Here is a 25068-nt window from a genome sequence, read left to right on the forward strand (position 1 = left end):
TTGGAAAAGCGCCGCCTTCTTGGCGGGCACGCGCATCGTGCCGATGCAGATGCCCGTGTTGGCGCCGGTTCCGCAACCGCCCTGGACGACCGCCGCGAGCGCCGCAGCGGCGGCGGCGGCGCCGAGCACCAAGGCGGCGGAAACGGATATTAGCTTTCGCATGAGCGCCTCCCCAGTCGAGCCCGACGGGACTCGCAAGGGATTGGATCATGAAGAATGGCGGCCGAAAAGCCCCTTCTCCATCCATTTGGGCGCAAACCTGCACGAACCAAGCGAAGCAAATTGCCGTACGGGGCATCGTCATTCAGAGTCGGCTTGGTGGGGCGCCGGACGAGCCGGCGCCCCGGCACATGCTTTAATCCCTCAGATCGGCGGAGACCTTGCCGCCATTGGCTTCGAGCTTCTTCATCACGGCCTTGTGAAGCCAGATGTTCATTTCCGCGCTTCCGTCCCTTGCGCCGGTATAGCCGAGCTCTTCGGCCAGCTCCTTGCGGTTGGCGAGGCTGGAATCGAGATCGAGCAGCTTCATCAGATCGACGATCGAGCTCTTGTAGTTGAAGTCCCCGCCCTTGTCGGTGGCGAGATCCGCCAGGACCTCGTCGACATCGACCGGCTGCTGCTGGGCGGCGGGCGCGCCGGCGGCGGGCGTCATTTGCGGCATGGCCGAAGGCTGCTGCCCCTGCGCTTGCGGCTGGGCCGGGCGCTGGGCGGTCTGGGTCGGCTGGGGTGCAGGCTTCGCCTTGGCCTTGCCGAAAATGGCGTCCTTGATCTTGCCGAAGATACTCATTGGTTCACTCCCGATGATGATCGAGGTTAATGAGCGGGGGCGGAGAAGGTTGCCGCGACAGGAGATGGCGATGGCAGGCAAGAAGGTGCTGGTGATCGGGCTCGATCCCGCGTTCGTCGATTTCTCCGCGCCGGCGCTGGCGGGCGCGGGGATCACGGCGGAGAAGATCCGGGCCGGGCTGGAGGGCGACGGCGCCAGGCTGAACGGGCTCGGCTACCAGGCGGAGATACTGTGGATCGACGATGGCGACACGGCCGAGCAGGTGCTGCGCGAGCGGCTCGCCGCCGAGCGCTACGACGGGGTGCTGATCGGCGCGGGCCTGCGCACGCTGCCGCCTCATGCCCTGCTGTTCGAGGCCTTGGTCAACGCGGTCCGCGAAGCCGCCCCGCAGGCCAGGTTCGCGTTCAACACCAACCCGGCGGATACGGCGGAGGCGGTGCAGCGCGCAGTGTAGCGGGCCAGCTCGAGCCGCGCTGCGGCTGCACCGTTAGGAGGCCGTGCCGCGGATGCACTTCCGACCTTCCTGGCCGAGTGCGATCCGCCGGCGCAACCGCGGCGCTTGCCGGTGCGCTGATGGCGCGCAAGGCCCAGACGCGCGAGCTTGGAACGGATCCGCTTCCGCCCGCAATTGCCGCCTTCTTGGCGGAGGAGTTCGAGGCGGCGCGGGACCTGTTCGAGACCGGCCCGGTCAGGCCAAGCGCACAGGCGCGGGCGAAGGCGGAGGCGTTCTTTCGGGGGGTGGTGCGGGGGTGAGTTGAGCATAGTATTTGCGCAGTCTGAAACCACCGCCAAATCCGTGCGAGGACCTCAAACTCTTGTTACTGCTCCTGCTCTTCTGGGTAGGGGCGAGAGGTTGCGGAGGTCCAACCTGCACGCTCTGGCGCATTCCACCCAGTGCGTATGCTCGCCCCCTCCGTAGCGTAAACTTTACCGCCCCTATGGTGGATGGCGCGTTCGACGGCTTTGCGGGGGTGATCGGGATCGGCAGCGGCGGAGCTGATGAAAGCCTGGAAAGTCTCGGACCCGGCGGGCACGGGTGAGCTCAACCGAGTTCCCAACCACCTATCCAAGACTTCTGTGGACACATTACGTCGAGAGCCATGGTGCGGAACTTGGAAGCGATCGATGCCTGGAAGGATCACGCCCAAGTAAGTCGCGTAGTCTGCAGCCTCCGAAAGCGTTCCCCGTCCCGCGTCTCCGGTCAACAGGAACTTAACTCCCCCGAAGTCGGCGTACTGCACGAGGCTCATATCGTTCTCACTGCTCGTATCGGAGGCTGAGAACGTCTCCACTCCCCATGCGGCCTTGACTAGATTAATCGCTGCCCTGGCTATTGTTTCGGTCAGAGACGACAGAGCTTTCATAAAGTCATATGCCGAAGCCGCGGCTGGCTCCGGTGTTCGATCAGAGCTTACAATTAGATCAAGGTAACGCTGTTTTGAAGGCGCGAGCACGGTGAAGTGACCGATCGAGGTACCCGGAAATGCTTCCATGATTGGAATTCTCCTCTCATTCGCGATATCCTCCAAGTCTGCGACGTTGGAATACTCCGAACGTAACTTATTTCGTAGCCAGTCTGCACTGGTGCAGTTCTTGAACTTGGGAAGCAGTTCACTCACGTAAAGCCAAGGTCGGTTCATCCATAGATGAGCAACGAGGACGTTTTCCAGAACAAACTTCAGACCTTTAGCGTGATCACCATCAGGATGAGTAAGTACGACGTTGTGAATATAAGCCGGATCATCATAGTTGTCCTGCAAGTGCTTTACGATTGTCTCTCCCATGTCGGTGAAGCCGCCATCTACTACTGTGATAACTTGACTCCCGTTCACGGCCGAGCGAATGGTGATTGCATCGCCGCTCTTCCCACTCTCAACGGCTAAGAAGTCGATTTCAACAAAGTTATTTGGGAACGTCATGACTTCCCTTCTCCGTTTCGGCGGCGAGAACTAAGACGACAAGCTCGTTTGCCGTTTGACGAGCGGCCATTGCCGTTGCGGCACACGCAGCGAGCGAGGACATAGCCAGCTTAGAAGCCGGCAGAAGCTGGGTAAATGTAGGATATCCGCCTAGCACCGGAATGGATACAATTGTCAGGAGGAAGAGCGTGGAGCAGCAATCCCTCCAAGCTAGATAGCGGAAACTATAATGCTCAACCCGAGGATCTGCGGAATGCGACCGGTAAAGAGAATAAAATAACCGCTGCTGGTCAGCGCCCGGCAATCGCGATAGTTCCTCTATGTTAGTAATCCGACTTGAGTGGAAGCGGTCTGACTTTCTGAAGCGATCAGAGAAGGCTCGATGGCCCGGTAGCCTATCCTTAATCTTGGCGAAAACAAGCGCCTCTTTGAACGAACGTGGCACGATATCCTGCGCCAACGAGGCTACCAGCGTCAGGCCGGCAGCTCCTCCTAGATACTTAAGAAGATCATCAGCGGCAGGAACTGTTCCTTTGAAAAGGAAAACTGCCAGGACGAAATATCCGCACGACACTGGAAGGAGGTATTGAGCCACAACCTTGGTCCTTTGTGACATGTCCACAGCTGTGGTATCCTTTTCCTAGCGTACGCTGCCTTCCACGAAAGCATTCACCCCAGCAATTGCTGCACCGTCAACAATCTACTCCGCCGCCTCACGCTCCCGCACCGCCGCCCGCCTGCCCTTCGGCTTCGGCGCGTCCACCACCTCCGGCGCATGCCCCTTCAGCAACGGCGCCAGATACCGCCCCGTATAGCTCCGCGCCTCCCGCGCCACCTGCTCCGGCGTCCCTTCCGCCACGATCTCGCCGCCCTTGTCGCCGCCTTCCGGGCCAAGGTCGATCACCCAGTCGGCGGTCTTGATCACCTCGAGATTATGCTCGATCACGACCACGCTGTTGCCCTGTTCGACGAGGGCGTGGAGGACCTCCAGCAGCTTGCGGACGTCCTCGAAATGGAGGCCGGTGGTGGGCTCGTCGAGGATGTAGAGGGTCTGGCCGGTGGCGCGGCGGGAGAGTTCCTTGGCGAGCTTGACGCGCTGGGCCTCGCCGCCGCTCAAGGTGGTCGCCTGCTGGCCGACCTTGACGTAGCCGAGGCCGACCTCGGCCAGCATCGCCATCTTCTCGCGGATCGGCGGGACCGCCTTGAAGAATTCGACCGCGTCCTCGACCGTCATGTCGAGCACCTCGGCGATCGACTTGCCCTTGTGCTTCACCTCCAGCGTCTCGCGATTGTAGCGGGCGCCGTGGCAGACGTCGCAGGTGACGTAGACGTCGGGGAGGAAGTGCATCTCGATCTTGAGGAGGCCGTCGCCGCTGCACGCCTCGCAGCGGCCGCCCTTGACGTTGAACGAGAAGCGGCCGGGCTTGTAGCCGCGCGCCTGGCTTTCGGGGAGGCCGGCGAACCAGTCGCGGATCTGGGTAAAGGCGCCGGTATAGGTGGCGGGGTTGGAGCGCGGGGTGCGGCCGATCGGGGATTGATCGATATCGATCACCTTATCGAGATATTCGAGGCCGGTAATGCCTTCGCACGGGCCGCAGGTGACGCGGGCGCCGTTGAGCGCGCGGGCGGCGCCGCGATAGAGGGTGTCGATGGTGAAGCTCGACTTGCCGGAGCCGGACACGCCGGTGATGCAGGTGAAGGTGCCGAGCGGGATCGACGCGGTGACGTCGTGGAGGTTGTTGGCGCGGGCGCCTTTCACGGTGAGCTTCTTGCCGTTCCCCTTGCGGCGCTTGGCCGGGAGCGGGACGGAGCGGCGGCCGGTGAGATAGTCGGCGGTGAGGCTGTTCTCGTTCTTGAGCACGTCTTCGAGCAGGCCGTGCGCGACGACTTCGCCGCCATGGACGCCGGCGCCCGGACCCATGTCGATGACGTAGTCCGCGGTGCGGATCGCGTCCTCGTCATGCTCGACGACGAGCACGGTGTTGCCGAGATCGCGCAGCCGCTTGAGGGTGACGAGCAGGCGATCATTGTCGCGCTGGTGGAGACCGATCGAGGGCTCGTCGAGGACGTAGAGGACGCCGGACAGGCCGGAGCCGATCTGGCTGGCGAGGCGGATGCGCTGAGACTCGCCGCCGGAGAGGGTGCCGGAGGTGCGATCGAGGTTGAGGTAATCGAGGCCGACATTGTTGAGGAAGCCGAGCCGCTCGTTGATCTCCTTGAGGATGGCGCGGGCGATTTCCTGGTGCTGGGGCGAGAGCTTGGGCTCCAATGTAGAGAACCAGTCGAGCGCGTGGCGGACCGAGCGGCGGGAGGACATGGAGATGTCCTCGCCGGCGATCTTGACGCTGAGCGGCGCGGGGCGGAGGCGCGCGCCGCCGCACGTCTCGCAGGGAGCGGCGGATTGGTACTTGGCGAGCTCCTCGCGCATCCAGGCGCTCTCGGTCTGAAGCATGCGGCGGTTGAGATTGCCGATCACGCCTTCGAACGGCTTCTTGACGTCGTAGCTCTTGCGGCCGTCGATGAAGGTGAGCGTGACCGGCTTGCCCTTGGTGCCGTGGAGGATGACGTCGCGCTGTTCGTCGCTGAGCTCGTTCCAGGGCGTGTCGAGCTTGAAGTCGTAGGCGCGGGCGAGAGACCCAAGCACCTGCATATAATAGGGGCTGGGCGGGTTGGACTTGGCCCAGGGCACGACCGCGCCCTTCTTGATGCTGAGATTCTCGTTGGGGACGACGAGCTCGGGATCGAACAGGAGCTTTTCGCCGAGGCCGTCGCAGGCGGGACACGCGCCCTGGGGGGCATTGAAGGAGAAGAGCCGAGGCTCGATCTCGGCGATGGTGAAGCCGGAGACGGGGCAGGCGAACTTTTCAGAGAAGGTGATGCGGCCGGGAGGTGCATTGTCGCCGAGAACCTGACGGGTCTCCGAGCCCCCTCCACCACTCGCCTGCGGCGAGCGGTCCCCCTCCCCGTCCCGGGGAGGATCTGCCGGGTCCAGGTACACGAGGCCTTCCGCCAGCTTCAGCGCCTGTTCCAGCGAGTCCGCCAGCCGCGTTTCGATGCCCTCGCGGACGACCAGGCGGTCGACCACGACCTCAATGTCGTGCTTGTACTTCTTGTCGAGCGCGGGCGCGTCCTCGATGTCGTGGAAGGCGCCGTCGATGCGGACGCGGGTGAAGCCGGCGCGCTGCCATTCGGCAAGTTCCTTGCGATACTCGCCCTTGCGCCCGCGCACGACCGGGGCGAGCAGGTACAGGCGCGTGCCTTCGGGCAACGCCATCACGCGGTCGACCATCTGGCTGACGGTTTGCGCTGAGATCGGGAGGCCGGTGGTGGGCGAGTAAGGCACGCCGACCCGCGCCCAGAGCAGGCGCATGTAGTCGTAGATCTCGGTGACGGTCGCGACTGTCGAGCGCGGGTTCCTCGACGTGGTCTTCTGCTCGATCGAGATGGCCGGCGAGAGCCCCTCGATGTGATCGACATCGGGCTTCTGCATCATCTCGAGGAACTGGCGCGCATAGGCGCTCAAACTCTCGACGTAACGGCGCTGCCCTTCGGCATAGATGGTGTCGAACGCCAGGCTCGACTTGCCCGAGCCCGACAGGCCGGTGATGACCGTCAGCGTCTCGCGCGGAATGTCGATGTCGACGTTCTTGAGATTATGCTCGCGCGCACCGCGGACGGACAAGTGAGTCAGCATAAGCGTTCCAGATTTGTTCCGAGGCTAAAGGCGGTCGCGGAGAAGGTCAACGCGAGAGCGGCGACATGGGGCGCGGATCGCTGGGAGGCAAGCCCTCCAAACTCTTGGCAGGCGCTCCTCTCGACTCTAAGCTCGGGCCGGGACTAGGGAACAAATCGCATGTTAAACAAAGTGTTGGCGGCCGGCCTGGCGGTCGCCTCAGGCGCGGCGCAGGCGGACCAGAAGGCGCCGCCGGAAACCACTGTGCAGGACTTGCGCGCTGTGAATTTGCCGTTGGTGATGGAGCCGATCGACATCGCTCAGAAAAGCGATCCGATCTGGGCGAAGGGCGATCGGCCGAAGGATAATCTGATCGCATCGGTGGCGCTGCGCCCGGTAGCGGGCGTGCTCGCCGACGAGGATGTCGGCCAGGGCGCGGGCAAGCCGCTGCTACTGGCAGTGCGCGGCTCCGGCTTCGACAGCGTGGAGGAGCTGCCGGCCGAGGGCAAGGAGCGCTTTTACTGCACGGCCGGCAAAGCGGAACGGGCGGGCAAGATCGTCTGCCTTCAGGATGCGGACGTGGACGGCCGCTTCGAGACGCTATCGGTCGGACTTGCCGAGGCGGGCGGGAGCGTCGAACAGCTCTCGATCCTGAGCAGGGCGGAACCGCTACCCAAGCCGATCGCCTACCGGCCCGCCCCCGCGGAGGCGCTGCCGCGCTTCGCCGCCGAATACCGCAACTGCGACAAGGATCATGACCGGCCGCGCTACAGCTTTAGCACCAAGCGACCCCAGATCGACATGGAAGAACTCATCGAGATGCGGGCGGACCGCAACACCGATCCCGCGAAGATTCGAGCGATGATGGAGCGGCTGATGCTGATGCGAACCGGCGCCCCCTGTGTCGCCGCAGACCCGATCGGCGATGGCGACGCGATGCGGCCGGCTGCGGTGCCAAAGGGCGGCGTGGCCGCCCGGCTTGGGGAGTTGGTGATCGCGGTCGGGCCGAAGCACGCCGCGGCCGTGCAACTGGTCGGGCTGCGCACGCCCGGCCGGCTTTACCGGATCGATATGGGCGCGGTGAAGGAACTGGCCGGACACCTCACCACCCAGCAGAATGTGCTAGCGATCCAGCAGAAGTTCGAACAGCCGGTGCTGATGACGACTGGCGTCCCGAGGGTGCACGAGGGCGAGCGCGGCGTCGGCGACGTGCTGCTCGAGGCGGGGTTCGCGCACGGCTATATGGGCGTGCTCACCCAGGAGACGACGATCCGCACCCTGCTCAGCAGCCGCTCGCTGCCGAAGGGCACGACGCTTTACGGCATTCCGATGTCGATGCAGCGGGTGCTGACCATGAGGGGCGTGCCGATGCCGAGCTTCCCGCGCGCGGGCACCCCGAGCGCCGACGACTTTCGGCTGGTCTGGTGCGTGCCGGTCGAGGATGAAGGCAAATGGACCGCCACCTGCCTGCCCGATCAGGGTGGCGCCTACACCCTGCTTAAGGGGCAGCAGCCGGCTTTCGAAGTAACCGGGCTGCGCTACAGCGCAGAGACCAGCAGCAATAGCGGCGCGCCGCCCGTCGAGCGTCAGGCCGGCAACTTCGGCAAGCCACTCGGATACCGGTTCAAGCTGAAGAGCCTCAGCGACAGCGAGATCCTGGTGACGCAGGAGACATTGTTCGGCGAGACGGTGGTGCACAGCCGGGAGCATCGCGTGCCGCGCGCGAAGGGCGGGCGCAGCGGCCTTCTGTTTGGCAGCGGGGGGCTCGTGCTGACCGACGGCGCCGGACCTGACAAGATCGAGGTCCGCAAACTCGGCGAGTTCAAGCCCGGCGCCGATGCGCGCGTGTCGAGCGGGGTGCTGAGCCGTGACGAGAAGGAGAAGGTGCCCGGTCCACCGGTCGCGCCGTGAATTCCGGGACCATGAGAGCTTGGAACGCAAACCCCGCTCCTCTTAACGGAGGAGCGGAGTTCAGATCGGCTTTATCCAGCGGCGGCGCGCCTAGACTTACTGCGCGTTGACGATCGCGTTCTTCTGGCCCTCCGTCAGGTCGTCGGTGTCGACATCGGTGTTGTCGATCGCCTCTTCCTTGGCGTCGCCGGCGTCGCGGGTTGCTTCCGCCTGATCCTCGAGCGCGTCGGCTTGCGCGCCGCTGGCGTTCTCTGCCGCGGCGTCGAGCGTTTCGGCCTTGTTGTCCGCGGCCTCCTCGGCGCGATCTCCGAGGGCGTCGTCGCCGTCGCCGCCGCAAGCTGCAAGCGACAGGGTGGCGGCCGCGAATGCGGCGGTCAGGATGCGCTTCATTGTCTACTCCTTTTGTTGGGTCGGGAGCACAATGAGCGATGCTCGTCACGGTTCCGAAATCCGCGCCGGCGGGAAAGATGCGGAGACGAAACTTTTCCGCTTGCCTCCCGCTACAAATGTGGCATGCTACGGATTGTAGCAGGTGAGGTGGCATGATCGATTCGCTTCCACGGCGCGAGCGCGAAATTTTCGAGATTCTGCTTCGCCTGGGCGAAGCCAGTGCGGCCGAGGTGCGGCGGGCGATGAACGATGCGCCGAGCCATTCGGCGGTCCGCACCATGCTCGGCCGGCTGGAGGCCAAGGGCCTGCTCAGCCACCGCGCCGAGGAGCAGACCTACATTTACAAGCCGGTGCCGCAGCCCGCGGCCGTGCGCGAATCGGCGCTGCACAACCTGGTCCGCACCTTTTTCGACGGCTCGGCCGCCAGTGCGGCGACGGCATTGTTGGGTTTGTCGAAAAAGCTTGGCCCCGAGGAGCTGGACGAGCTTCAACGGGCAATCGATCGTGCAAAGGAGCGTTGAGTCATGAGCTTCGCATTCCTGTGGGAAATGTCCTGGAAATCCGCGGCGATCATCGCGGCCGCGCTCGCGCTGGCCGCCCTGCTGCGCTCGCGAAGCCCGGCGGACCGCGCGGCGGTGCTGCGGCTCGGCGTCGGCCTGGTGCTGATGCTGCCGGTGATCGCGCTGTTCCTGCCCGCGCTGCAGATCGAGACCGCCGCCGAGCCGGTCGCGGCGTTGCCGATGGAAGCCTATGTCGGCGCTGAGAGCGCGGCGATGGAGATCGCCGCTTTGCAGCCGGTGCCGACCACGATCTGGGACGATCCGTCGAGCCTGATCGCGATCCTCTACCTTGGCGGCCTGCTGATGGTCGGATTGCGGATCGGAGCGGGCCTTCTCACGCTGCGCCGCTGGACGCGTGCGGCTTCGCCCGTGACCGATCCGGCCTGGGTCCGCGCGATGGAGCGGGCGCAGGCGGGCGAGCGCGGGGGTGCGGGCATCCGCCTGCTCGTGTCGGACGAAGCCGATGCGCCGCTCAGCTGGGGCTGGCTGCGGCCCGCCATTCTCATCGATCGCGACACGCTCGATCGTCCGGAAGATGCCGACGCGATCCTGGCCCATGAAGTGGCGCACGTCGTGCGGCGCGACTGGCCGGCCCTGATGATGACGCGCGTATCGGTGGCGCTGTTCTGGTTCAATCCGCTGGTCTGGCTGCTGGAGCGGGAAGTCGTTCAGCAGGCTGAGGAAGCAGCCGACCTGGCAGCGCTCGCCCAAGTCGAACCGGCGCAATATGCCCAGACCCTGGTCAGCTGCGCGCGGCATTCGCGCACCGCGATGGTGCCCGCCAACAGCATGGCGCCGCGGGCGAACGGGCTGAGGCGGCGCGTCCTCGCAATCCTGGAAGGCCGCGGCATGCGCAAGTCCGGCTCGTTCTGGACGGTGGCGGCGATGCTCGGCTGCGCCGGCTTCGCGGCCCCGCTCGCCGCCATCGAGCTGGTGCCGGCGGTGGCGGAACTGGTTGAGCTTTCGGAAGCTCCGCAGGCCCCAGAGGCGCCCGTCGCTCCCGCCCCGGCCGCTGCGCCGAGGCCACCGGTGGTACTTGCGGCCCTTGCTGCCCAGCCTGCGCCACCGGCTCCGCTGGCGCGCGCGACCCCCACTCCGCCCGCGCCTCCGGCAGCTGCGTCCGAGCAGGTGGTGGAAGTGCCCGCGATCGACGTCGACGTGCCGGAGACCCGGGTGCACGTTCCCGCAATCAACGTCGATGTGGACGGCGTGCGGGTGAATGTGCCGGCGATGAACGTGTTTGCGCCGCGGGTGCGGGTGAACGTGCCGCCGATCAAGGTACGGATGCCGCAGCTCGCCTCCGTCTCGCTCCCCGCCTCGATCGCGCTCAGCGCGGCGCACCCCCACCGCTGGTCGGCCGAGGATCGGGCCGAGTACGAGCGGGAGATGAAGGAGGCACGCCGCGAGGCCCACCGCGAAGCAGCGCATGCACGTGCCGAAGCGCGCGCGGAGGCCGACGCGATGTCCCGCGAGCGCATCGTCGAGGTCCGGCGCGAGGCACGGCAGGCGCATCATCGCGGCATGGCCAAAGGGGCGGACGGCATGGAGCGCGGCGCCGACAGCATGGTCCGCGGCGCACGGACGATGGAGCAGGAGGCGGACAAGCTTCGCAATCCCGCTTACCGCGAACGCCAGATCGCCCGCGCCCGCGCCGAGGGCCGCACGGTCACGCACGACGAGCTGATCGACGCCATCCCCAAGCTGCGGGCGGGCGCGAAGAAAATGGTCGCCGGCGCCGAAAAGATGCGCGCTTCGGCGGCGCGGATGCGGCGCGGCGGGGATTGACGACAAGCCCTCTCCCCGGCGGGGAGAGGGGATTCGGCTTCACCCCCGCAACACTGCCGTCGAGAGGCCATTTTCCTCGCCTTTGGCCCCTCCCCTTCCTATATCCTGCCTATGGCGACATCCCCTTCAGAAAATGCTTACGGCGCGGATTCCATCAAGGTCCTGAAAGGCCTGGATGCGGTGCGCAAACGGCCCGGTATGTATATCGGCGACACTGACGACGGCTCGGGCCTGCACCACATGGTGTTCGAGGTTTCGGACAATGCGATCGACGAGGCGCTGGCCGGCCATTGCGACCTCATCCAGATCATCTTGAACCCCGACGGCTCGGTCTCGGTCGAGGATAATGGCCGCGGCATCCCGACCGGCATCCATGCCGAGGAGGGCGTGTCGGCCGCCGAAGTGATCATGACCCAGCTCCACGCCGGCGGAAAGTTCGAGAACACGTCGGACGACAACGCCTACAAGGTGTCGGGTGGCCTGCACGGCGTGGGCGTGTCGGTGGTGAATGCGCTCAGCGAGTGGCTCGATCTCACCATCTGGCGCGACGGCGAGGAGAATTACATGCGCTTTCGGCATGGCGATGCCGTGGCGCCGCTCAAGGTGGTCGGACCCGCGCCCGAGGGCCGCAAGGGCACGCGGGTGACGTTCCTGCCCTCCCCCGCCACGTTCAAGATCGTCGAGTTCGACTTCGACAGGCTCGAGCACCGCTTCCGCGAGCTCGCTTTCCTCAATTCCGGCGTGCGCCTGGTGCTGACCGATGCGCGGCACGAGGAGGAGAAATCCGTCGAACTGTTCTACGAGGGCGGGATCGCCGCCTTCGTGCGCTATCTCGACCGCGCCAAGACGGCGCTGATCCCCGAGCCGGTGTCCGTCCACGGCCAGCGTGACGAAATCGGCATCGACGTCGCGCTCGAGTGGAACGACAGCTATTACGAGCAGGTCCTCTGCTTCACCAACAACATCCCGCAGCGCGATGGTGGCACCCACCTCGCGGCGTTCCGCGCCGCGCTGACCCGCACGCTCAACAATTATGCCGACAAGTCGGGGGTGCTCAAGAAGGAGAAGGTGAGCCTCACCGGCGACGACATGCGCGAGGGCCTGACGGCGATCGTCTCGGTCAAGCTGCCGGACCCCAAGTTCAGCTCGCAGACCAAGGACAAGCTCGTCAGCTCGGAGGTGCGCCAGCCGCTGGAAAGCCTGATCGCCGACAAGCTCGCAGAGTGGCTGGAGGAGAATCCGGCGCACGCCCGCACCGTCATACAGAAGGTGATCGACGCGGCCGCCGCGCGCGAGGCCGCGAAGCGGGCGCGCGAGCTCACCCGGCGCAAGGGCGTGATGGACATCGCCTCGCTGCCCGGCAAGCTCGCCGACTGCCAGGAGCGCGATCCCGCCAAGTGCGAACTGTTCCTGGTCGAGGGTGACTCGGCCGGCGGCTCCGCCAAGCAGGGCCGCAACCGCGAGGTCCAGGCGATCCTTCCCTTGAAGGGCAAGATCCTCAACGTCGAGCGCGCGCGCTTCGATCGCATGCTCGGCTCCAAGGAGGTCGGCACCCTCATCCAGGCGATGGGCACCGGGATCGGACGCGACGATTTCAACGCCGACAAGCTCAGGTACCACAAGGTCGTGATCATGACGGACGCCGACGTCGACGGCGCGCATATCCGGACGCTTTTGCTCACCTTCTTCTACCGGCAGATGCCGGAGCTGATCGAGCGGGGACACCTCTACATCGCGCAGCCGCCGCTCTACAAAGTCGCCAAGGGGCGCTCGGAAGTCTATCTCAAGGATGACGGCGCGCTCGACCAGTATCTGGTCAATGCCGGCATCGGTTCGATGCGGCTCGAGACAGAAGAAGGCCCGCGCACCGGACGCGACCTGCACGAGCTTGCGGATCATGCCCGGCGGGTGCGCAGCCTGATGCGCTACATTCCCAAGCGCTACGATCCCGCCATTATCGAAGCGCTGGCGCTCACCGCCGCTCTCGATCCGGAGCTGACGCCGGAGCAGCGCGGCCCCGCCGTCGCGCGCGCGGCCGCGTGGCTGCAGGCGGGCGATGCCGAGGCGACCTGGACCGGCGAGGCATCGGGCGAGGGCAATTACGTGCTGAAGCGGCTGTGGCGCGGCGTCACCGACTGGCATGTCGTCGACGCCAAGTTCCTGGTCTCGGCCGAGGCGCGCAAGCTGCACAGCCTCACGGCCGAGCAGTCCGCCACCTACGGCACCCAGTCGCGGCTCGTCTCGTCCAAGTCGACAGCCGCCGCTGCCGAGGAGGAGGGCGAAAGCGACACGCCGCACGAGAATGTCGAGGGCCTGCCGCCCGCCGACCGAGCCCCGGAGCCCGGCAAGGGCGTGCTCGTCCGGCGCCCGACCGAGCTTCTCGAGGCGATCCTCGCCGCCGGCCGGAAGGGCCTAGCCGTCCAGCGTTACAAGGGCCTTGGCGAGATGAACGCCGAGCAGCTGTGGGAAACCACGCTGGACCCGAACAACCGCTCGCTTCTCCGGGTGGAGATCACACAGGCCGATGTGGCGGACGAGATATTCACGCGCCTGATGGGAGACGTGGTGGAGCCACGGCGCGACTTCATCCAGGAAAACGCGCTGAATGTGGCGAACTTGGACGTCTAGAATCGCCAACGGCGCGGGGCTTGCCGGCACCGTTCTCGGTCTCGTCGCTTGTTCGACACCCACGTCCGCGCCGATGGAGTCTCCGCTCGTGGAGCCATCGGCGCTACTGCCGCCGGCGAGCGAGCGAGCGCTGCTGGAGCGCTATCCTCGTCTGGTTTCGCGTAGCGGCAAGGTCCTGAAAGTCGCCTCACGGGGTGGCGAGTTGGATTACGAGACTAAGTGCGCGGAAGCCGACGATTGCGCCATCTTCCATCTCGACCGCGCTTTCCTGCAGGGGCGCATGTTCGGCATATCCGTCGGCTATTATGAAGGCAGCGACTATTACGTCGCGGACACCGAATCCGTTCACGAGTGCACGGGCGATGCGCCGACCTTCTCACCCGACAACCGGCACTTCGCCGTCGCCGTCTACAGCGAAGCGCACGAGACCTGCGGCGAAGGCGTGGCGGTCTGGGCGGTCCATCCCATGCTCCGCAAGATCCGGACCGTCAGCCCTCGCGTGCTCACCTATCCGAAAGCGCTCAATTGGCGCGGCAGCGATTGCGTGGAGTTCACCGCGATCGCAGGCGAGTATAACGAGGCAGCACGCCGGACCTACTATCTGGTCGAGAGCCAGCCGGAATGGCGCCTGGAAAACGAAGAGCCAGAAACCTGCATCGACCCTGAGGCCCGATCTAGCCGACCAGCGCCCTTACTCTTGCCCTGATCGCCTCCAGTTCCGCATCGCTGGCCCGTCCCTTCTTGCTCGCGCGTCGGGCGCCCCAGTCGAAGGATTTGACTTGGTCAGCAAGCGCCACGCCACCGCGCTTGCCCGCAACGGCGACCTCGAACTTGTAGCCTTTCGTGCGTGTCGTCATCGGAACGCAGAGGAGCAGGCCCGTCAAGCCGTTATATTCGGCCGGCGAGAGCACAAGCGCGGGTCTGTGTCCGGCCTGCTCGTGTCCGGCCTGTGGGTCGAACTCGATCCAGATGATATCGCCCGCTTCCGGAACCCAGCGCTTCGTCACCTAAATTCTTTTCCAACCGGCGGGCCGAAATCGATCTCCTCGTGGAGGTGATCTTGCGTCATTCCCTGGAGCAGCCATTCGAGCGTGATCGGCTCGCCAGGCTCAGCCTTTTCGATCACGATCCGGCCGTCCTCTTCGCTCACCTTCACCCGATCATCAGTCTTGATTCCGGCTGCAGCAAGAGTTTGGGCAGGGATGCGGACCGCCGCGCTGTTCCCCCATTTGCGGACATGGACGTTCATCGACATACTCCTGTAGCGACAACGTAGATACGCCCGTGCAAGTCGCTCCGCAAGCGCTTGCCGTTGGGGCGGGGCGGGCGCACAAAAGCGTATGACAGATCCAACGAACTCACAGACGGCTCGCGGCTGGCCCGCCCCCTCCCCCGTCGCCGGGCAGATCACGCTCGAATTCGGCACCGCCCTTGGCGAGCGCAATACGATCAAGAATTTCTCGGCCGGGTCGCGGATCGGGCGGAGCCTGTTCCTGGCGTCGGACGAATATGGGTGCGTCGATCGGCTGACCGAGGTGGCGGACGGGCGCTGGGGCAATCACCGGCGCTTCAACCTGGCCGAGCTGCTGGAGCTCGACGATCCCGAGGGCGAGGCGGATCTGGAAGGGCTGGCGGCGGACGAAGGCTGGCTGTGGGTGCTGGGCTCGCACGCCCGCACGCGGCACAAGCCCGAGAAGTTCGAGGACGAGTGCATCGATCTCGACCTGCTCGCCAACCTCAAGGAGACGCGCTCGCGTTGCCTGCTGGCGAAGCTGCCGCTGGTCGATGATGGCGACGGCGCGCTGCGGCCGGTACGCGAGGATGGGACGCGCCGCGCGTCGATGCTGAAGCAGACCAAGCACGGCAATGCGCTCGCCGAGGCGCTGGCCGACGATCCGCTGATCAAGCCGTTCACGCGTATTCCGTCCAAGGAAGGCGGGCTCGACATCGAGGGCCTGGCGGCCTGCGGCGACAGGATTGCTCTCGGCCTGCGCGGCCCGGTGATCGCAACCCACGCGGTGCTGGTCGAAGTGCATGTCCGCGACGGACACAAGCATCCGGAGCGGCTGCACCTGGACGACGAGCCGGTAAAGCGGCTGCTCGCCATGGAGGGGCTCGGCATTCGCGACCTGAAGCGCTGCGGCGACGATCTCCTTATCCTCGCCGGACCCACGACTGGCCTGTCGGGCCCATGCGCGATCTATCGCTGGCGCGGCTGGGTGCAGGACCCGCCGCAGGACGCGCGCAAGGTGCGGCTGCATCGTCCGGAGCGGATCGTGGAGATCCCGTTCGGGCGCGGCAAGGACCATCCTGAAGGGCTGGCGCTGTGGAACGGCGATGGCGAGCAGGCCCGCCAGATCCTGGTCATCTACGACAGCCCCGCCAAGTCCCGCTGCGATGCCGATGCCGGCACGATCCTCGCCGACCTGTTCGACCTGCCCGGATGAAGTTCGCCCTTCACCTGCTCGCCGCGTGCTGGCTGACGTTCGCGGCGGGCGCTTTCGCCCACCCGCCGCGCGGAATCGCGGTCGCACCGGACGGGCGCGTCTTCTTCAGCGATCTCGAGCGTATCTGGGCGATCGCGCCAGGCAAGCAGCCCCTCGTCGTCCGACGGTCGGTCGGCGCGCATGTGCATGAGCTGTTCCTGGACTCGGGCGGGCATCTGTGGGGCGAGGACAGCTTCTACGATCCCGCCACGGCGCGCTACCGGGCGGGGCTGTGGATGATCGCTCCGGACGGGCGCTTTTCCTATACGTACGGTCCGACGGGCAGCCCGACTTTCGGTGCGGGCGTGTTGCGAGATCGGTTCGGTTGCAGCTATCTCGTCGGCGAAACGCGGGTACGGGCGCTGCTGCTTCACCGTTTGTGCCCTGGCGGGGCGCCGCAGTTGCTCTCCGATCGCGCGGCCGCGAGGGACGCCGAGCCGCCCGTGCTGCTTTCGAACATCGGCGGCGCGGCATTCGGCCCGGACGGCAGCTTCTTCTTTCGTCACCGAGGAATCGTCCAGCGGCTACGCGCCGGCGACCGCCTCGTCACCGCCGCGGTCGGGTTCGCACCTGAGAATTACGGCATCGCGGTCGATCGCGCGGGTGCGCTCTATGTCGCCGAGCAGGCCAACCGGCGCATCGTCCGAGTTGATGCACGCGGTCGCCGCTCGGCACCGATCGGGGCGGAAGCACCTTGGGCGCCGACCGGAGTGGTTGCGTCGGGCGGTGCGCTCTACGTGCTGGAGGTCACAGATTATGCGCGCGGCGCGCCCACGCGCCTGCGTGTCCGCCGCATGCTGCCGAACGGCCAGGTCCAGCTACTGGGGACCGTAACCGGCGGCTAATCCCGCCCGCCGCCGCCGCTATTCTGCTTGTGGCCGGTGCGGCTGTTGCTCTCGCCCTTGTCGTGGGCCTTCTGGTTGCCGCCTTTGTCTTCCTTCTGCCACTGGTCGAAATCGCCCTTCTTCTTGTGATCGGTCATATGCTGGCTCCTGAAAATTCGAGCAGCAAACGGCCGGAACCGGCGAACGGTTGCCTTACATCGACAACAGCTTGAGCGGGCTTTCGATCACGCGCTTCATCGCCTGGAGGAAGTTGGCCGCGTCCCAGCCGTCGACGACCCGGTGATCGCAGGACAGCGACAGGTTCATCCGCTTGCGGATCTCGAGATCGCCGTCGATCACGACCGGCTTCTCCTCGACCTTGTTGACGGCGATGATCGCAACTTCGGGGCGGTTGATGACCGGCGTCGAGGTGATCCCGCCCATCGGGCCGAGGCTCGACAGGGTGATGGTGGAACCGCTCAGCTCCTCGCGCGCGGCCTTGCCCGATCTGGCGCCCTCCGCGAGGCGCAGGATCTCCCTGGCGATCTCCCAGACGCTGCGATCCTGGGCGTTGCGGATGACGGGGACCATCAGGCCGTTCGGCGTCTGCGTGGCGACGCCCATGTGGACCGCGCCCGAGCGATACAGGACATTCTCGTCATCGTCATAGCGCGTGTTGAGCTGCGGATATTCCGGCAGCACGCGGCACATGGCGGTGATCAGGAACGGCAGCATGGTAAGCTTGGGGTTGCCGCCGCGATCCGCGTTCATCATCGCGCGGGTCTGTTCGAGCGCGGTGACGTCGAACTCCTCGACCAGCGTGAAATGCGGGATGCGGCGCTTGGCCTCCTGCATATTCTCGGCGATCTTCCGGCGCAGGCCGACGACCTTGACGATCTCGTCCTGGCGCGGCGCCGAGCCGGTGCGGGCGACGGAGCCGCCATTGTAGAGCAGGTAAGCGTCGAGATCGGAATGGCGGACTCGGTCGGCGGTGGTTTTCACCGCCGCAAGGTCGACGCCGAGATCGCGCGCGCGCTGGCGCACTGCGGGTGATGCAAGAACCTGCTTTGCTTGCCCTTGTGCTTCATCCCCGCTCCGTTCGGCCTGAGCTTGTCGAAGGCCGCCACTTCCTTCTTGCCCGGCACCCGAAGACGAGGAGCGGCCTTCGACAGGCTCAGGCCGAACGGCTTGGGAGGGTTGTTCGATCTGGGCGGACGGGATCGCCTGTTCCTGCGCCTGCGTGGGCGCGACCAGACCATCCCCGAGCGTGACCGTGTCGGTGCGCTCGCCCTGGTCCGTGGTCTCGGTGCCCTCCTGCTGCGACGTGGGCGCGGACGTCCCTGCCCCCGCCTCAGTCTCGAACACGACCAGCACCGAACCGATCGCGATCTGGTCGCCGACTTCGCCGGCTACTTCGACCACCCGACCGGCGACCGGCGATTCCATCTCCACCGTCGCCTTATCGGTCATCATATCGGCAAGCTGCTGGTCTTCCTTGACCTCGTCGCCCACCTTGACGTGCCATGCCACGATCTCGGCCTCGGCAATGCCTTCGCCGATGTCGGGCAGCTTGAATTCGTAGCGCGCCATCAATCCTCCAAAGCTTTCCTGAGCGCGAGGCCGAGCCGCACCGGGCCCGGGAAATAGACCCATTCCATCGAGTGCGGGTAAGGCGTGTCGTAGCCGGTGACGCGCTGCACCGGCGCCTCGAGATGGTAGAAGCAGCGCTCCTGCACGAGCGCGGAAAGCTCCGCGCCGAAGCCGGCGGTCCGGGTCGCCTCGTGCAGCACGACGCAGCGGCCGGTCTTCTTGACCGATTCCTCGATCGTCTCGATGTCGACGGGGACTATGGTGCGAAGATCGATCACCTCGGCATCGATCCCCTCCGCCTCGGCGGTCGCGATCGCGACATGGACCATCGTCCCGTAGGCGAGGATCGTGACCGCCTCCCCTGCCCGCGCCACCGCGGCCTTGCCGAGCGGCACCGTGTAATGGCCGTCCGGCACCTCAGCGGCCGGATGCTTCGCCCAGGGCGTCACCGGACGCTCGTAATAGCCGTCGAACGGGCCGTTGTAGATGCGTTTGGGCTCGAAGAACACGACCGGGTCCGGATCCTCGATCGCGGCGATCAGCAAACCCTTGGCGTCGTAAGGATTGGACGGGATAACCGTCTTGATGCCGGCGACATGCGCGAACAGGGCCTCGGGGGACTGGCTGTGCGTCTGGCCGCCGAAGATGCCGCCGCCATAGGGCGAGCGGACCACCATCGAGAGACCCCATCCGCCGGCCGAGCGGTAACGGATCTTGGCGGCTTCCGAAACGATCTGATCGAAGCCGGGATAGATGTAGTCGGCGAACTGGATCTCGGCTATCGGCTTCAAGCCATAGGCCGCCATGCCGATCGCGACCGCCATGATGCCGTTCTCGCTGATCGGAGCGTCGAACGAGCGCTGCTTGCCGAATTCCTTTTGAAGGCCTTCGGTGACGCGGAAGACGCCGCCGAAATAGCCGACATCCTCACCCAGCACGACGCAAGTCGGGTCGCGCTCCATCATCACGCGATGGGCGCTGTTGAGCGCCTGGATCATGTTCATCACGCTCATGCGCGCTTCGCCTTCGCCTCGGCCAGAGCCTGCGCCTGCTGCTCGCGAAGGTGCCAGGGCAGTTCGGCGAATACGTCCTCGAACATGGTCGGGATTTCCGCGTAGGGATCGGACTGGAGCGTGCCGAGCCGCTCGGCCTCCTTCTGCGCGGCGAGAACTTCGGCGGCGAGCTGGTCGAACTGCGCCTGGTGACGCTCCTCGTCCCATTCGCCGAGCGCGAGCAGGTGCTGCTTCAGCCGCTTCACCGGATCGCCGAGCGGCCACGCCTCGCCCGCGCCTTTCGGACGGTACGCGGTCGGATCGTCCGAGGTGGAATGGCCCTCCACGCGGTAAGTGAAGAACTCGATCAGGGTCGGGCCCAGGTTGGAGCGCGCCCGATCCGCCGCCCAGCGCGTGACCGCGTAGACCGCAAGGGCGTCATTGCCGTCGACGCGCAGCGCCGGGATGCCGTAGCCGAGCCCCTTGGCTGCGAACGTCGTCAGATTCCCGCCGGCGATGCCGGAGAAGGTCGAGATCGCCCACTGATTGTTGACGATGTTGAGGATGACGGGCGCGCGGTAGACGCCGGCGAAGGTGCAGGCGCTGTGGAAGTCGCCCTCCGCGGTCGATCCGTCGCCGATATAGGCCGATGCGATGCGGCTGTCGCCGCGGATCGCCGAGCCCATCGCCCAGCCGACCGCCTGCGGGAATTGCGTCGCGAGGTTGCCGGAGATGGTGAAGAAGCCATGCTCCTTCGAGGAATACATGATCGGCAGCTGGCGGCCTTTGAGCGGGTCGCCCTTGTTCGAATAGACCTGGCACATCATCGTCACGAGCGGGTAATCGCGCGCGACCAGGATGCCCTGCTGGCGATAAGTCGGGAAGCACATGTCCTCGCGGTCGAGCGCGTGGGTGCCGGCGACCGCGATCGCCTCCTCGCCCGTCGCCTTCATGTAGAAGCTGGTCTTGCCCTGCCGCTGGGCGCGGAACATGCGCTCGTCGTAAGCGCGGACCATCATCATGTCGCGCAGGATGCGGCGCAGTGTCTCGGCGTCCAGCCGCGGGTCCCAGGGGCCGACCGCGCTACCCGCTTCGTCGAGCACGCGGATCAGGCCATAGGCATGGTCGCGGATATCGGCGGGATCGACGTTGACGTCCGGGCGGGACATGGCTCCGGCGGGCGGAATGGCGATGTGGCTGAAGTCGATCTCGTCGCCAGGCCGCGCGTGGGGCTCCGGGACATGCAGTTCGAGCGCCGGTCGATTGGGGCGCTCAGTCGGTTGCAGCATTCTTGACCCTGTCCTTCTCCCGGGGAGCGGCCCGCCCCCTCGCCCGCCGGGTTGATTATCGGAAGCCCGTGCCGCAACCGCCCGGCTTTGTCGAGACCTTGCGCCGCGCACCCCGATGCGCAACGGATCGCGTTCCCGATCGTCAGGAGCCTGCCCATGCCCGCCCGCACCCTTCTCGGCCTTGCCCTTGCCGGGCTGACCGCCGCCTGCATGCTCCACGTGCCGCAACAGCCGGGGCCGGACTTCTACGTGATGCGCCACCTCCACAAGGCGGAAGGCTCCGCCGATCCGGGACTGACTGCCGAAGGGCAACGCCAGGCGCAGCTGCTGGCCGGCCGCTTCGGGGCGCGAGCGCCCGCGATCATCTACGTGACGAACACCAGGCGGGCCCGCGAAACCGCGGCTCCGATCGCGGCGCGGCTGCAGCTCGAGCCGCAAATCTACGATCCGCGCGATACAGCCGGGCTGGTCGCGGACCTCCAGAAGGACCCGAACCCCGCACTGATCGTCGGCCACAGCAACACGGTCCCGGAGATCGTCGCGGCGCTCGGCGGCGCGCGCCCCACCCCGATCGCCGAGACGGAATATGGCACGATCTACCACGTCTCCGGCCCGCGCCGGACGGTGACAGTAATGCGGGTCGTGAACTAAGCCATCATAAGCCTCTCTCCCCTTGTGGGAGAGAGATTGGAGAGAGGGGTGCGAACGGTCCGGCTCGATGCCGGATCGTGCGCCTTGCGTCTTCAGCGGCATCGAGCCGCCTCAGCCGCACCCCTCTCCCTTGATCCCTCTCCCGCAAGGGGAGAGGGATTTTTTCAGCCGATCGACTCGTTCTCGCCGAGGCCGACGTCGAAGCGGTCGGCGTTCATGACCTTGGTCCAGGCGGCGACGAAGTCGTTCACGAACTTCTCGCGCGCGTCATCGCACGCATAGACTTCGGCGATCGCGCGCAGCTGCGAGTTGGAGCCGAACACCAGGTCGGTACGCGACGCAGTCCAGCGCTGCTCGCCGGTGTGACGGTCGGAGCCGACATATTCCTGGTCGCTTTCCTCGCTGACCTGCTTCCACGCCGTGGCCATGTCGAGCAGGTTCACGAAGAAGTCGTTGGTGAGCTGCCCCGGCCGGTCGGTGAACACACCGTGCTGCTTGGCCTTGCTGTGGTTGGCGCCAAGCACGCGGAGGCCGCCGACCAACACCGTCATTTCCGGCGCGCTGAGGCCCAGCAACTGGGCGCGATCGACCAGCAGCTCCTCCGTCGGCACGTTGTGCCGGGTGCTGAGATAGTTGCGGAAGCCGTCGGCCTTGGGCTCCAGCACCGCGAAGCCCTCGACATCGGTCTGCTCCTGCGAAGCATCGGTGCGGCCGGGGGTGAACGGAACCGCGATGTCGAAGCCGGCGGCCCGCGCCGCCTCGCCGACCGCGGCCGATCCGCCGAGCACAATCAGGTCGGCGATGCTGACCTTCTTGCCGCCGGACGAACCGTCGAAGTCGGCTTTGATGCCCTCATAAACTGCGAGCACTCGAGCGAGCTGCTCGGGCTCGTTTACGTCCCAGTTGCGCTGCGGCTCGAGGCGGATGCGGCCGCCATTGGCGCCGCCGCGCTTGTCCGAGCCGCGGAAGGTGGAGGCGGAAGCCCAGGCGGTTTGTACCAGCACGTCCGTGGTCAGGCCGGAAGCCAGGATCTTCTGCTTCAGCGCGGCGATGTCGCCAGCATCGATCAGCGGACCGTCGCGCGCCGGGATCGGATCCTGCCAGAGCAGGTCCTCCGCCGGCACTTCCGGACCGAGATAGCGCGATTTCGGCCCCATGTCGCGGTGGGTCAGCTTGAACCAGGCGCGTGCCCAGGCATCGGCGAAGGCTTGAGGATCGGCCCGGAACTTCTCGGAAATCGGGCGGAACTCCGGATGCTCCTTGAGAGCCATATCAGCGGTCGACATCATCGTCGGCACGCGGCGGCTCGAATTGTGCGCGGCCGGCGCCAAGTCCTCCGGCTTCTGGTTCTTGGGCTGCCACTGCCAGGAGCCGGCCGGGCTCTTCACCAGCTCATAATCATAGTCCATCAGCATCCGGAAATAGGTGTCGTCCCAGGTGATCGGGGTCGGTGTCCACGCGCCTTCCAGGCCCGAGGTGATGGTGTGATCGCCCATCCCGCTCTCGTGGCTGGACGTCCAGCCGAGGCCCATCTGGGCGATGTCGGCGGCTTCCGGCTCGCGGCCGACCTTGGACGGGCAGCCCGCGCCATGCGCCTTGCCGAAGGTGTGGCCGCCGGCGGTCAGCGCCGCGGTTTCCTCGGCGGTCATGCCCATGCGCGAGAAGGTCTCGAGCATGTCGCGGCCGGAGCCGATCGGGTCGGGCTTGCCGCCGGGACCTTCGGGATTGACGTAGATGAGGCCGTGCTGGATCGCGGCGAGCGGGTTCTCGAGCGCAAGGCCCGCTTCCTCGTCGATGCGGGTCTGGCCGAGCCACTCCTCCTCAGTGCCCCAATAGACATGCTCGGGCTCGAACACGTCCTCGCGGCCGCCGCCGAAGCCGAAAGTCGGGCCGCCCATCGACTCGATCGCGACATTGCCGGTCAGGATGAACAGGTCGGCCCAGCTCAGCGCGCTGCCATATTTCTTCTTGATCGGCCAAAGCAGGCGCCGCGCCTTGTCGAGATTGCCGTTGTCCGGCCAGCTATTGAGCGGAGCGAAGCGCTGCTGGCCGGAGGAGGAGCCGCCGCGGCCGTCGCCGCTGCGATAGGTGCCGGCGGCGTGCCAGGCCATCCGGATGAAGAACGGCCCGTAATGCCCGTAATCCGCCGGCCACCAGGGCTGGCTGTCGGTCATCAGCGCGGTAAGGTCCGCCTTCAGCGCCTGATAGTCGAGCGTCTTGAACGCCTCGCGATATTTGAAGTCATCGCCCATCGGGTCCTGCGGCCCGTTGGGGCGGAGCAGTTCCAGCGTCAGCTGCTCGGGCCACCAGTCGCGGTTGGTCCGCCCGAGCAGGGTGCGCAGGGCCGCCGGCTGCTTCTTCGGGTCGTTGATCGGGCTCTCGCTGGTGACCATGTCCATCTTGCTACTCCTCGGAATCTCGCCACCCTTAGGTGGGGCGTGAGGAGGGCAAAACTAGATATTCCGGCGGAGCGCAATCCCGAAAAGTTAACTCCTGAGCGGGAGGGGTGGCTTGCCTGGACGGCTCACAAGTCGACGCAGGACGCGATGGCTTCCAGCTTGCGGATACGCTCTTTGAGGTCGGCGATCTCGATCCGCTCCATGGCTGGGGAGCGTAGCTCCGCGCCCTTGTGCCCGGCGAGTTCGAGCCGTTTCAGGTCCAGCCACCCCTGCCAGCCCTTGAGGCCGGCGAAGAGGGCGATCCCGAGCCCGGTCAGGGCGAAGCTGGCGAGGGTGACCATGGTCATAGGTTCGGTCATGGCGATTTCTCCTGATCTGGAGCCGCGCTTTGGTCAGCGCAGCTCCTCGATCTCCCTGGCCAGGCTGCTGTTGGCGCCGGCGACATAGGTGTCGACTTCGGCGAGGCGACGATCGATCTCGCGGGTTTCGGCGCGATACTCGTACGTGGAGCCGAGCGAGCCGACGGGACCGCCCCGATAGTCGGCCAGCGGGCGCGGCTTCGCCATGGCTGCGGCGATGAAATAGGCGATGATCGTCCACGGAAATCCGCCCGCGAGGGTCAGCAGCACGAGCGCCACCCGGACGATCGTCGCATCGACGCCGGTATAATCCGCGATCCCCGCGCTGACGCCGAACAGCTTCTTGTTCTGGCGGTCGAGATAGAAACGTTTCTTCATTGTCCTGTCCTCCCTGTCCTGTTGTTTCAAGCGGCCGCGCGGAGGCTGGCCTTCAGCGCTTCCAGTTCCTCGTCGACGGCTTCGGAGGCGCGCAGTTCGGCGATCTCCTCTTCGAGCGTCTTGGGGGGAGCGCCGAGGCTCAGCGCATCGGCATGGCCTTCGGCATAATCGGCGCGGCGGTCGAGAATGTCGAAGCGGCTGAACGCGTCGTCGACCTTGGAGCCGGCATACATTTCGCGCGCCCGGGTGCGGTTGTGGGCGACTTCCAGCCGGGTCTGAACCGCGGACTGGCGCGAGCGCGCTTCTCTGAGCTTGCCCTGCAGCTTGGCGATGTCGGCCTCCGAGGCTTTCAGCGCATCGTCCAGCACCTGGATCTCGACGCGAAGCCCGTCGGCCATGTCGGCCGCCTTGCGCTTTTCCATCAAAGCCGCCTTGGCGAGGTCCTCG

Annotated in this window: 24 protein-coding genes; 10 read left to right on the forward strand and 14 right to left on the reverse strand. The window is 66.0% G+C overall.

The window, feature by feature from the left end; genetic code table 11:
* Positions 1 to 355: 355 nt before the first annotated feature.
* Positions 356 to 787 (reverse strand): DUF3597 domain-containing protein, encoded by a 432-nt coding sequence (locus tag VF631_RS10340; protein ID WP_431850220.1) that lies wholly within the window; start codon positions 785 to 787, stop codon positions 356 to 358.
* Between the two features lie 70 nt (positions 788 to 857).
* On the opposite strand from VF631_RS10340, the gene VF631_RS10345 reads away from it, so the two are divergent.
* The gene (locus tag VF631_RS10345; protein WP_431850221.1) at positions 858 to 1241 is read left to right on the forward strand and encodes a hypothetical protein; all 384 of its coding nucleotides are present in this window, start codon (positions 858 to 860) and stop codon (positions 1239 to 1241) included.
* Positions 1242 to 1360: 119 nt separating this feature from the next.
* Positions 1361 to 1540: a hypothetical protein gene (locus tag VF631_RS10350; protein ID WP_431850222.1), complete on the forward strand. Its 180-nt coding sequence runs from the start codon at positions 1361 to 1363 to the stop codon at positions 1538 to 1540.
* A 65-nt stretch (positions 1541 to 1605) separates the two neighbouring features.
* Here VF631_RS10350 and VF631_RS10355 read toward each other — a convergent pair whose 3' ends face one another.
* The gene (locus VF631_RS10355; protein ID WP_431850223.1) at positions 1606 to 2706 is read right to left on the reverse strand and encodes a ComEC/Rec2 family competence protein; all 1101 of its coding nucleotides are present in this window, start codon (positions 2704 to 2706) and stop codon (positions 1606 to 1608) included.
* A gap of 700 nt (positions 2707 to 3406) precedes the next feature.
* The gene (gene uvrA, locus VF631_RS10360) at positions 3407 to 6400 is read right to left on the reverse strand and encodes an excinuclease ABC subunit UvrA (protein WP_431850224.1); all 2994 of its coding nucleotides are present in this window, start codon (positions 6398 to 6400) and stop codon (positions 3407 to 3409) included.
* 159 nt (positions 6401 to 6559) lie between these two features.
* Here uvrA and VF631_RS10365 point away from each other — a divergent pair, with 159 nt between their 5' ends.
* Positions 6560 to 8290, forward strand: a complete 1731-nt coding sequence (locus VF631_RS10365; RefSeq protein ID WP_431850225.1) for a hypothetical protein — start codon at positions 6560 to 6562, stop codon at positions 8288 to 8290.
* Between the two features lie 96 nt (positions 8291 to 8386).
* Here the strand turns inward: VF631_RS10365 and VF631_RS10370 are convergent, their stop codons facing one another.
* A complete protein-coding gene (locus VF631_RS10370) occupies positions 8387 to 8680 on the reverse strand; it encodes a hypothetical protein (RefSeq protein WP_431850226.1) in 294 nt (97 codons plus the stop codon).
* 152 nt (positions 8681 to 8832) lie between these two features.
* Here VF631_RS10370 and VF631_RS10375 point away from each other — a divergent pair, with 152 nt between their 5' ends.
* The 4 genes from VF631_RS10375 to VF631_RS10390 all read left to right on the forward strand — a co-directional run bounded on the left by VF631_RS10375 (position 8833) and on the right by VF631_RS10390 (position 14359).
* Positions 8833 to 9201 (forward strand): BlaI/MecI/CopY family transcriptional regulator, encoded by a 369-nt coding sequence (locus tag VF631_RS10375; protein WP_431850227.1) that lies wholly within the window; start codon positions 8833 to 8835, stop codon positions 9199 to 9201.
* Between the two features lie 3 nt (positions 9202 to 9204).
* The gene (locus VF631_RS10380) at positions 9205 to 11025 is read left to right on the forward strand and encodes a M56 family metallopeptidase (protein WP_431850228.1); all 1821 of its coding nucleotides are present in this window, start codon (positions 9205 to 9207) and stop codon (positions 11023 to 11025) included.
* Positions 11026 to 11136: 111 nt separating this feature from the next.
* Positions 11137 to 13653 carry a DNA topoisomerase (ATP-hydrolyzing) subunit B gene (gyrB, locus tag VF631_RS10385; RefSeq protein ID WP_431850229.1) on the forward strand — a complete coding sequence of 839 codons (2517 nt, stop codon included), beginning with the start codon at positions 11137 to 11139 and terminating at the stop codon, positions 13651 to 13653.
* Entirely contained in the window at positions 13631 to 14359 is a 729-nt protein-coding gene (locus tag VF631_RS10390; protein WP_431850230.1) for a hypothetical protein, read from the forward strand. Before gyrB ends, VF631_RS10390 begins: the two co-directional genes overlap by 23 nt.
* Here VF631_RS10390 and mazF read toward each other — a convergent pair.
* Together mazF and VF631_RS10400 are read right to left on the reverse strand one after the other, a co-directional pair.
* A complete protein-coding gene (gene mazF, locus VF631_RS10395) occupies positions 14328 to 14660 on the reverse strand; it encodes an endoribonuclease MazF (protein WP_431850231.1) in 333 nt (110 codons plus the stop codon). The genes VF631_RS10390 and mazF overlap by 32 nt on opposite strands.
* Positions 14657 to 14902: an AbrB/MazE/SpoVT family DNA-binding domain-containing protein gene (locus VF631_RS10400; protein WP_431850232.1), complete on the reverse strand. Its 246-nt coding sequence runs from the start codon at positions 14900 to 14902 to the stop codon at positions 14657 to 14659. The genes mazF and VF631_RS10400 overlap by 4 nt, the downstream gene beginning before the upstream one ends.
* Before the next feature lie 91 nt (positions 14903 to 14993).
* Between VF631_RS10400 and VF631_RS10405 the strand changes: the two genes are divergently transcribed.
* Complete coding sequence (locus VF631_RS10405) at positions 14994 to 16100, forward strand: DUF3616 domain-containing protein (RefSeq protein WP_431850233.1); 1107 nt, start codon at positions 14994 to 14996, stop codon at positions 16098 to 16100.
* Entirely contained in the window at positions 16097 to 16984 is an 888-nt protein-coding gene (locus tag VF631_RS10410; protein WP_431850234.1) for a hypothetical protein, read from the forward strand. The genes VF631_RS10405 and VF631_RS10410 overlap by 4 nt, the downstream gene beginning before the upstream one ends.
* On the opposite strand, the gene VF631_RS10415 is transcribed toward VF631_RS10410, so the two are convergent.
* Genes VF631_RS10415 through VF631_RS10430 form a run of 4 tightly spaced genes read right to left on the reverse strand, consistent with a single transcriptional unit; the run spans position 16981 to position 20834 of the window.
* Positions 16981 to 17121: a hypothetical protein gene (locus VF631_RS10415; RefSeq protein WP_431850235.1), complete on the reverse strand. Its 141-nt coding sequence runs from the start codon at positions 17119 to 17121 to the stop codon at positions 16981 to 16983. The two genes, VF631_RS10410 and VF631_RS10415, sit on opposite strands and share 4 nt — an antisense overlap.
* A 55-nt stretch (positions 17122 to 17176) precedes the next feature.
* Positions 17177 to 18553 carry a dihydrolipoamide acetyltransferase family protein gene (locus tag VF631_RS10420; protein WP_431850236.1) on the reverse strand — a complete coding sequence of 459 codons (1377 nt, stop codon included), beginning with the start codon at positions 18551 to 18553 and terminating at the stop codon, positions 17177 to 17179.
* A complete protein-coding gene (locus VF631_RS10425) occupies positions 18553 to 19557 on the reverse strand; it encodes an alpha-ketoacid dehydrogenase subunit beta (protein ID WP_431850243.1) in 1005 nt (334 codons plus the stop codon). The genes VF631_RS10420 and VF631_RS10425 overlap by 1 nt, the downstream gene beginning before the upstream one ends.
* 5 nt (positions 19558 to 19562) lie before the next feature.
* Positions 19563 to 20834: a 3-methyl-2-oxobutanoate dehydrogenase (2-methylpropanoyl-transferring) subunit alpha gene (locus tag VF631_RS10430; protein WP_431850237.1), complete on the reverse strand. Its 1272-nt coding sequence runs from the start codon at positions 20832 to 20834 to the stop codon at positions 19563 to 19565.
* A 156-nt stretch (positions 20835 to 20990) separates the two neighbouring features.
* On the opposite strand from VF631_RS10430, the gene VF631_RS10435 reads away from it, so the two are divergent.
* Entirely contained in the window at positions 20991 to 21485 is a 495-nt protein-coding gene (locus VF631_RS10435) for a SixA phosphatase family protein (RefSeq protein WP_431850238.1), read from the forward strand.
* A gap of 164 nt (positions 21486 to 21649) precedes the next feature.
* On the opposite strand, the gene katG is transcribed toward VF631_RS10435, so the two are convergent.
* The 4 genes from katG to VF631_RS10455 all read right to left on the reverse strand — a co-directional run.
* Entirely contained in the window at positions 21650 to 23884 is a 2235-nt protein-coding gene (gene katG / locus VF631_RS10440; RefSeq protein WP_431850239.1) for a catalase/peroxidase HPI, read from the reverse strand.
* Positions 23885 to 24009: 125 nt separating this feature from the next.
* A complete protein-coding gene (locus tag VF631_RS10445) occupies positions 24010 to 24243 on the reverse strand; it encodes a hypothetical protein (protein ID WP_431850240.1) in 234 nt (77 codons plus the stop codon).
* 33 nt (positions 24244 to 24276) lie between these two features.
* Positions 24277 to 24621: a PspC domain-containing protein gene (locus VF631_RS10450; RefSeq protein ID WP_431850241.1), complete on the reverse strand. Its 345-nt coding sequence runs from the start codon at positions 24619 to 24621 to the stop codon at positions 24277 to 24279.
* Positions 24622 to 24647: 26 nt separating this feature from the next.
* The coding region (locus VF631_RS10455) for a PspA/IM30 family protein (protein ID WP_431850242.1) at positions 24648 to 25068 on the reverse strand (421 nt) is incomplete at its 5' end.

Source organism: Allosphingosinicella sp., from assembly GCF_036387615.1.
Classification (GTDB): domain Bacteria; phylum Pseudomonadota; class Alphaproteobacteria; order Sphingomonadales; family Sphingomonadaceae; genus Allosphingosinicella.

Excerpts from the sequence above, each read along its gene's own strand:
- VF631_RS10340 (WP_431850220.1), bottom strand. The coding sequence starts at position 787 with ATGAGTATCTTCGGCAAGATCAAGGACGCCATTTTCGGCAAGGCCAAG.
- VF631_RS10345 (WP_431850221.1), top strand. The coding sequence starts at position 858 with ATGGCAGGCAAGAAGGTGCTGGTGATCGGGCTCGATCCCGCGTTCGTC.
- VF631_RS10350 (WP_431850222.1), top strand. The coding sequence starts at position 1,361 with ATGGCGCGCAAGGCCCAGACGCGCGAGCTTGGAACGGATCCGCTTCCG.
- VF631_RS10355 (WP_431850223.1), bottom strand. The coding sequence starts at position 2,706 with ATGACGTTCCCAAATAACTTTGTTGAAATCGACTTCTTAGCCGTTGAG.
- uvrA (WP_431850224.1), bottom strand. The coding sequence starts at position 6,400 with ATGCTGACTCACTTGTCCGTCCGCGGTGCGCGCGAGCATAATCTCAAG.
- VF631_RS10365 (WP_431850225.1), top strand. The coding sequence starts at position 6,560 with ATGTTAAACAAAGTGTTGGCGGCCGGCCTGGCGGTCGCCTCAGGCGCG.
- VF631_RS10370 (WP_431850226.1), bottom strand. The coding sequence starts at position 8,680 with ATGAAGCGCATCCTGACCGCCGCATTCGCGGCCGCCACCCTGTCGCTT.
- VF631_RS10375 (WP_431850227.1), top strand. The coding sequence starts at position 8,833 with ATGATCGATTCGCTTCCACGGCGCGAGCGCGAAATTTTCGAGATTCTG.
- VF631_RS10380 (WP_431850228.1), top strand. The coding sequence starts at position 9,205 with ATGAGCTTCGCATTCCTGTGGGAAATGTCCTGGAAATCCGCGGCGATC.
- gyrB (WP_431850229.1), top strand. The coding sequence starts at position 11,137 with ATGGCGACATCCCCTTCAGAAAATGCTTACGGCGCGGATTCCATCAAG.
- VF631_RS10390 (WP_431850230.1), top strand. The coding sequence starts at position 13,631 with ATGTGGCGAACTTGGACGTCTAGAATCGCCAACGGCGCGGGGCTTGCC.
- VF631_RS10400 (WP_431850232.1), bottom strand. The coding sequence starts at position 14,902 with ATGAACGTCCATGTCCGCAAATGGGGGAACAGCGCGGCGGTCCGCATC.
- VF631_RS10405 (WP_431850233.1), top strand. The coding sequence starts at position 14,994 with ATGACAGATCCAACGAACTCACAGACGGCTCGCGGCTGGCCCGCCCCC.
- VF631_RS10410 (WP_431850234.1), top strand. The coding sequence starts at position 16,097 with ATGAAGTTCGCCCTTCACCTGCTCGCCGCGTGCTGGCTGACGTTCGCG.
- VF631_RS10415 (WP_431850235.1), bottom strand. The coding sequence starts at position 17,121 with ATGACCGATCACAAGAAGAAGGGCGATTTCGACCAGTGGCAGAAGGAA.
- VF631_RS10420 (WP_431850236.1), bottom strand. The coding sequence starts at position 18,553 with ATGGCGCGCTACGAATTCAAGCTGCCCGACATCGGCGAAGGCATTGCC.
- VF631_RS10425 (WP_431850243.1), bottom strand. The coding sequence starts at position 19,557 with ATGAACATGATCCAGGCGCTCAACAGCGCCCATCGCGTGATGATGGAG.
- VF631_RS10430 (WP_431850237.1), bottom strand. The coding sequence starts at position 20,834 with ATGCTGCAACCGACTGAGCGCCCCAATCGACCGGCGCTCGAACTGCAT.
- VF631_RS10435 (WP_431850238.1), top strand. The coding sequence starts at position 20,991 with ATGCCCGCCCGCACCCTTCTCGGCCTTGCCCTTGCCGGGCTGACCGCC.
- katG (WP_431850239.1), bottom strand. The coding sequence starts at position 23,884 with ATGGACATGGTCACCAGCGAGAGCCCGATCAACGACCCGAAGAAGCAG.
- VF631_RS10445 (WP_431850240.1), bottom strand. The coding sequence starts at position 24,243 with ATGACCGAACCTATGACCATGGTCACCCTCGCCAGCTTCGCCCTGACC.
- VF631_RS10450 (WP_431850241.1), bottom strand. The coding sequence starts at position 24,621 with ATGAAGAAACGTTTCTATCTCGACCGCCAGAACAAGAAGCTGTTCGGC.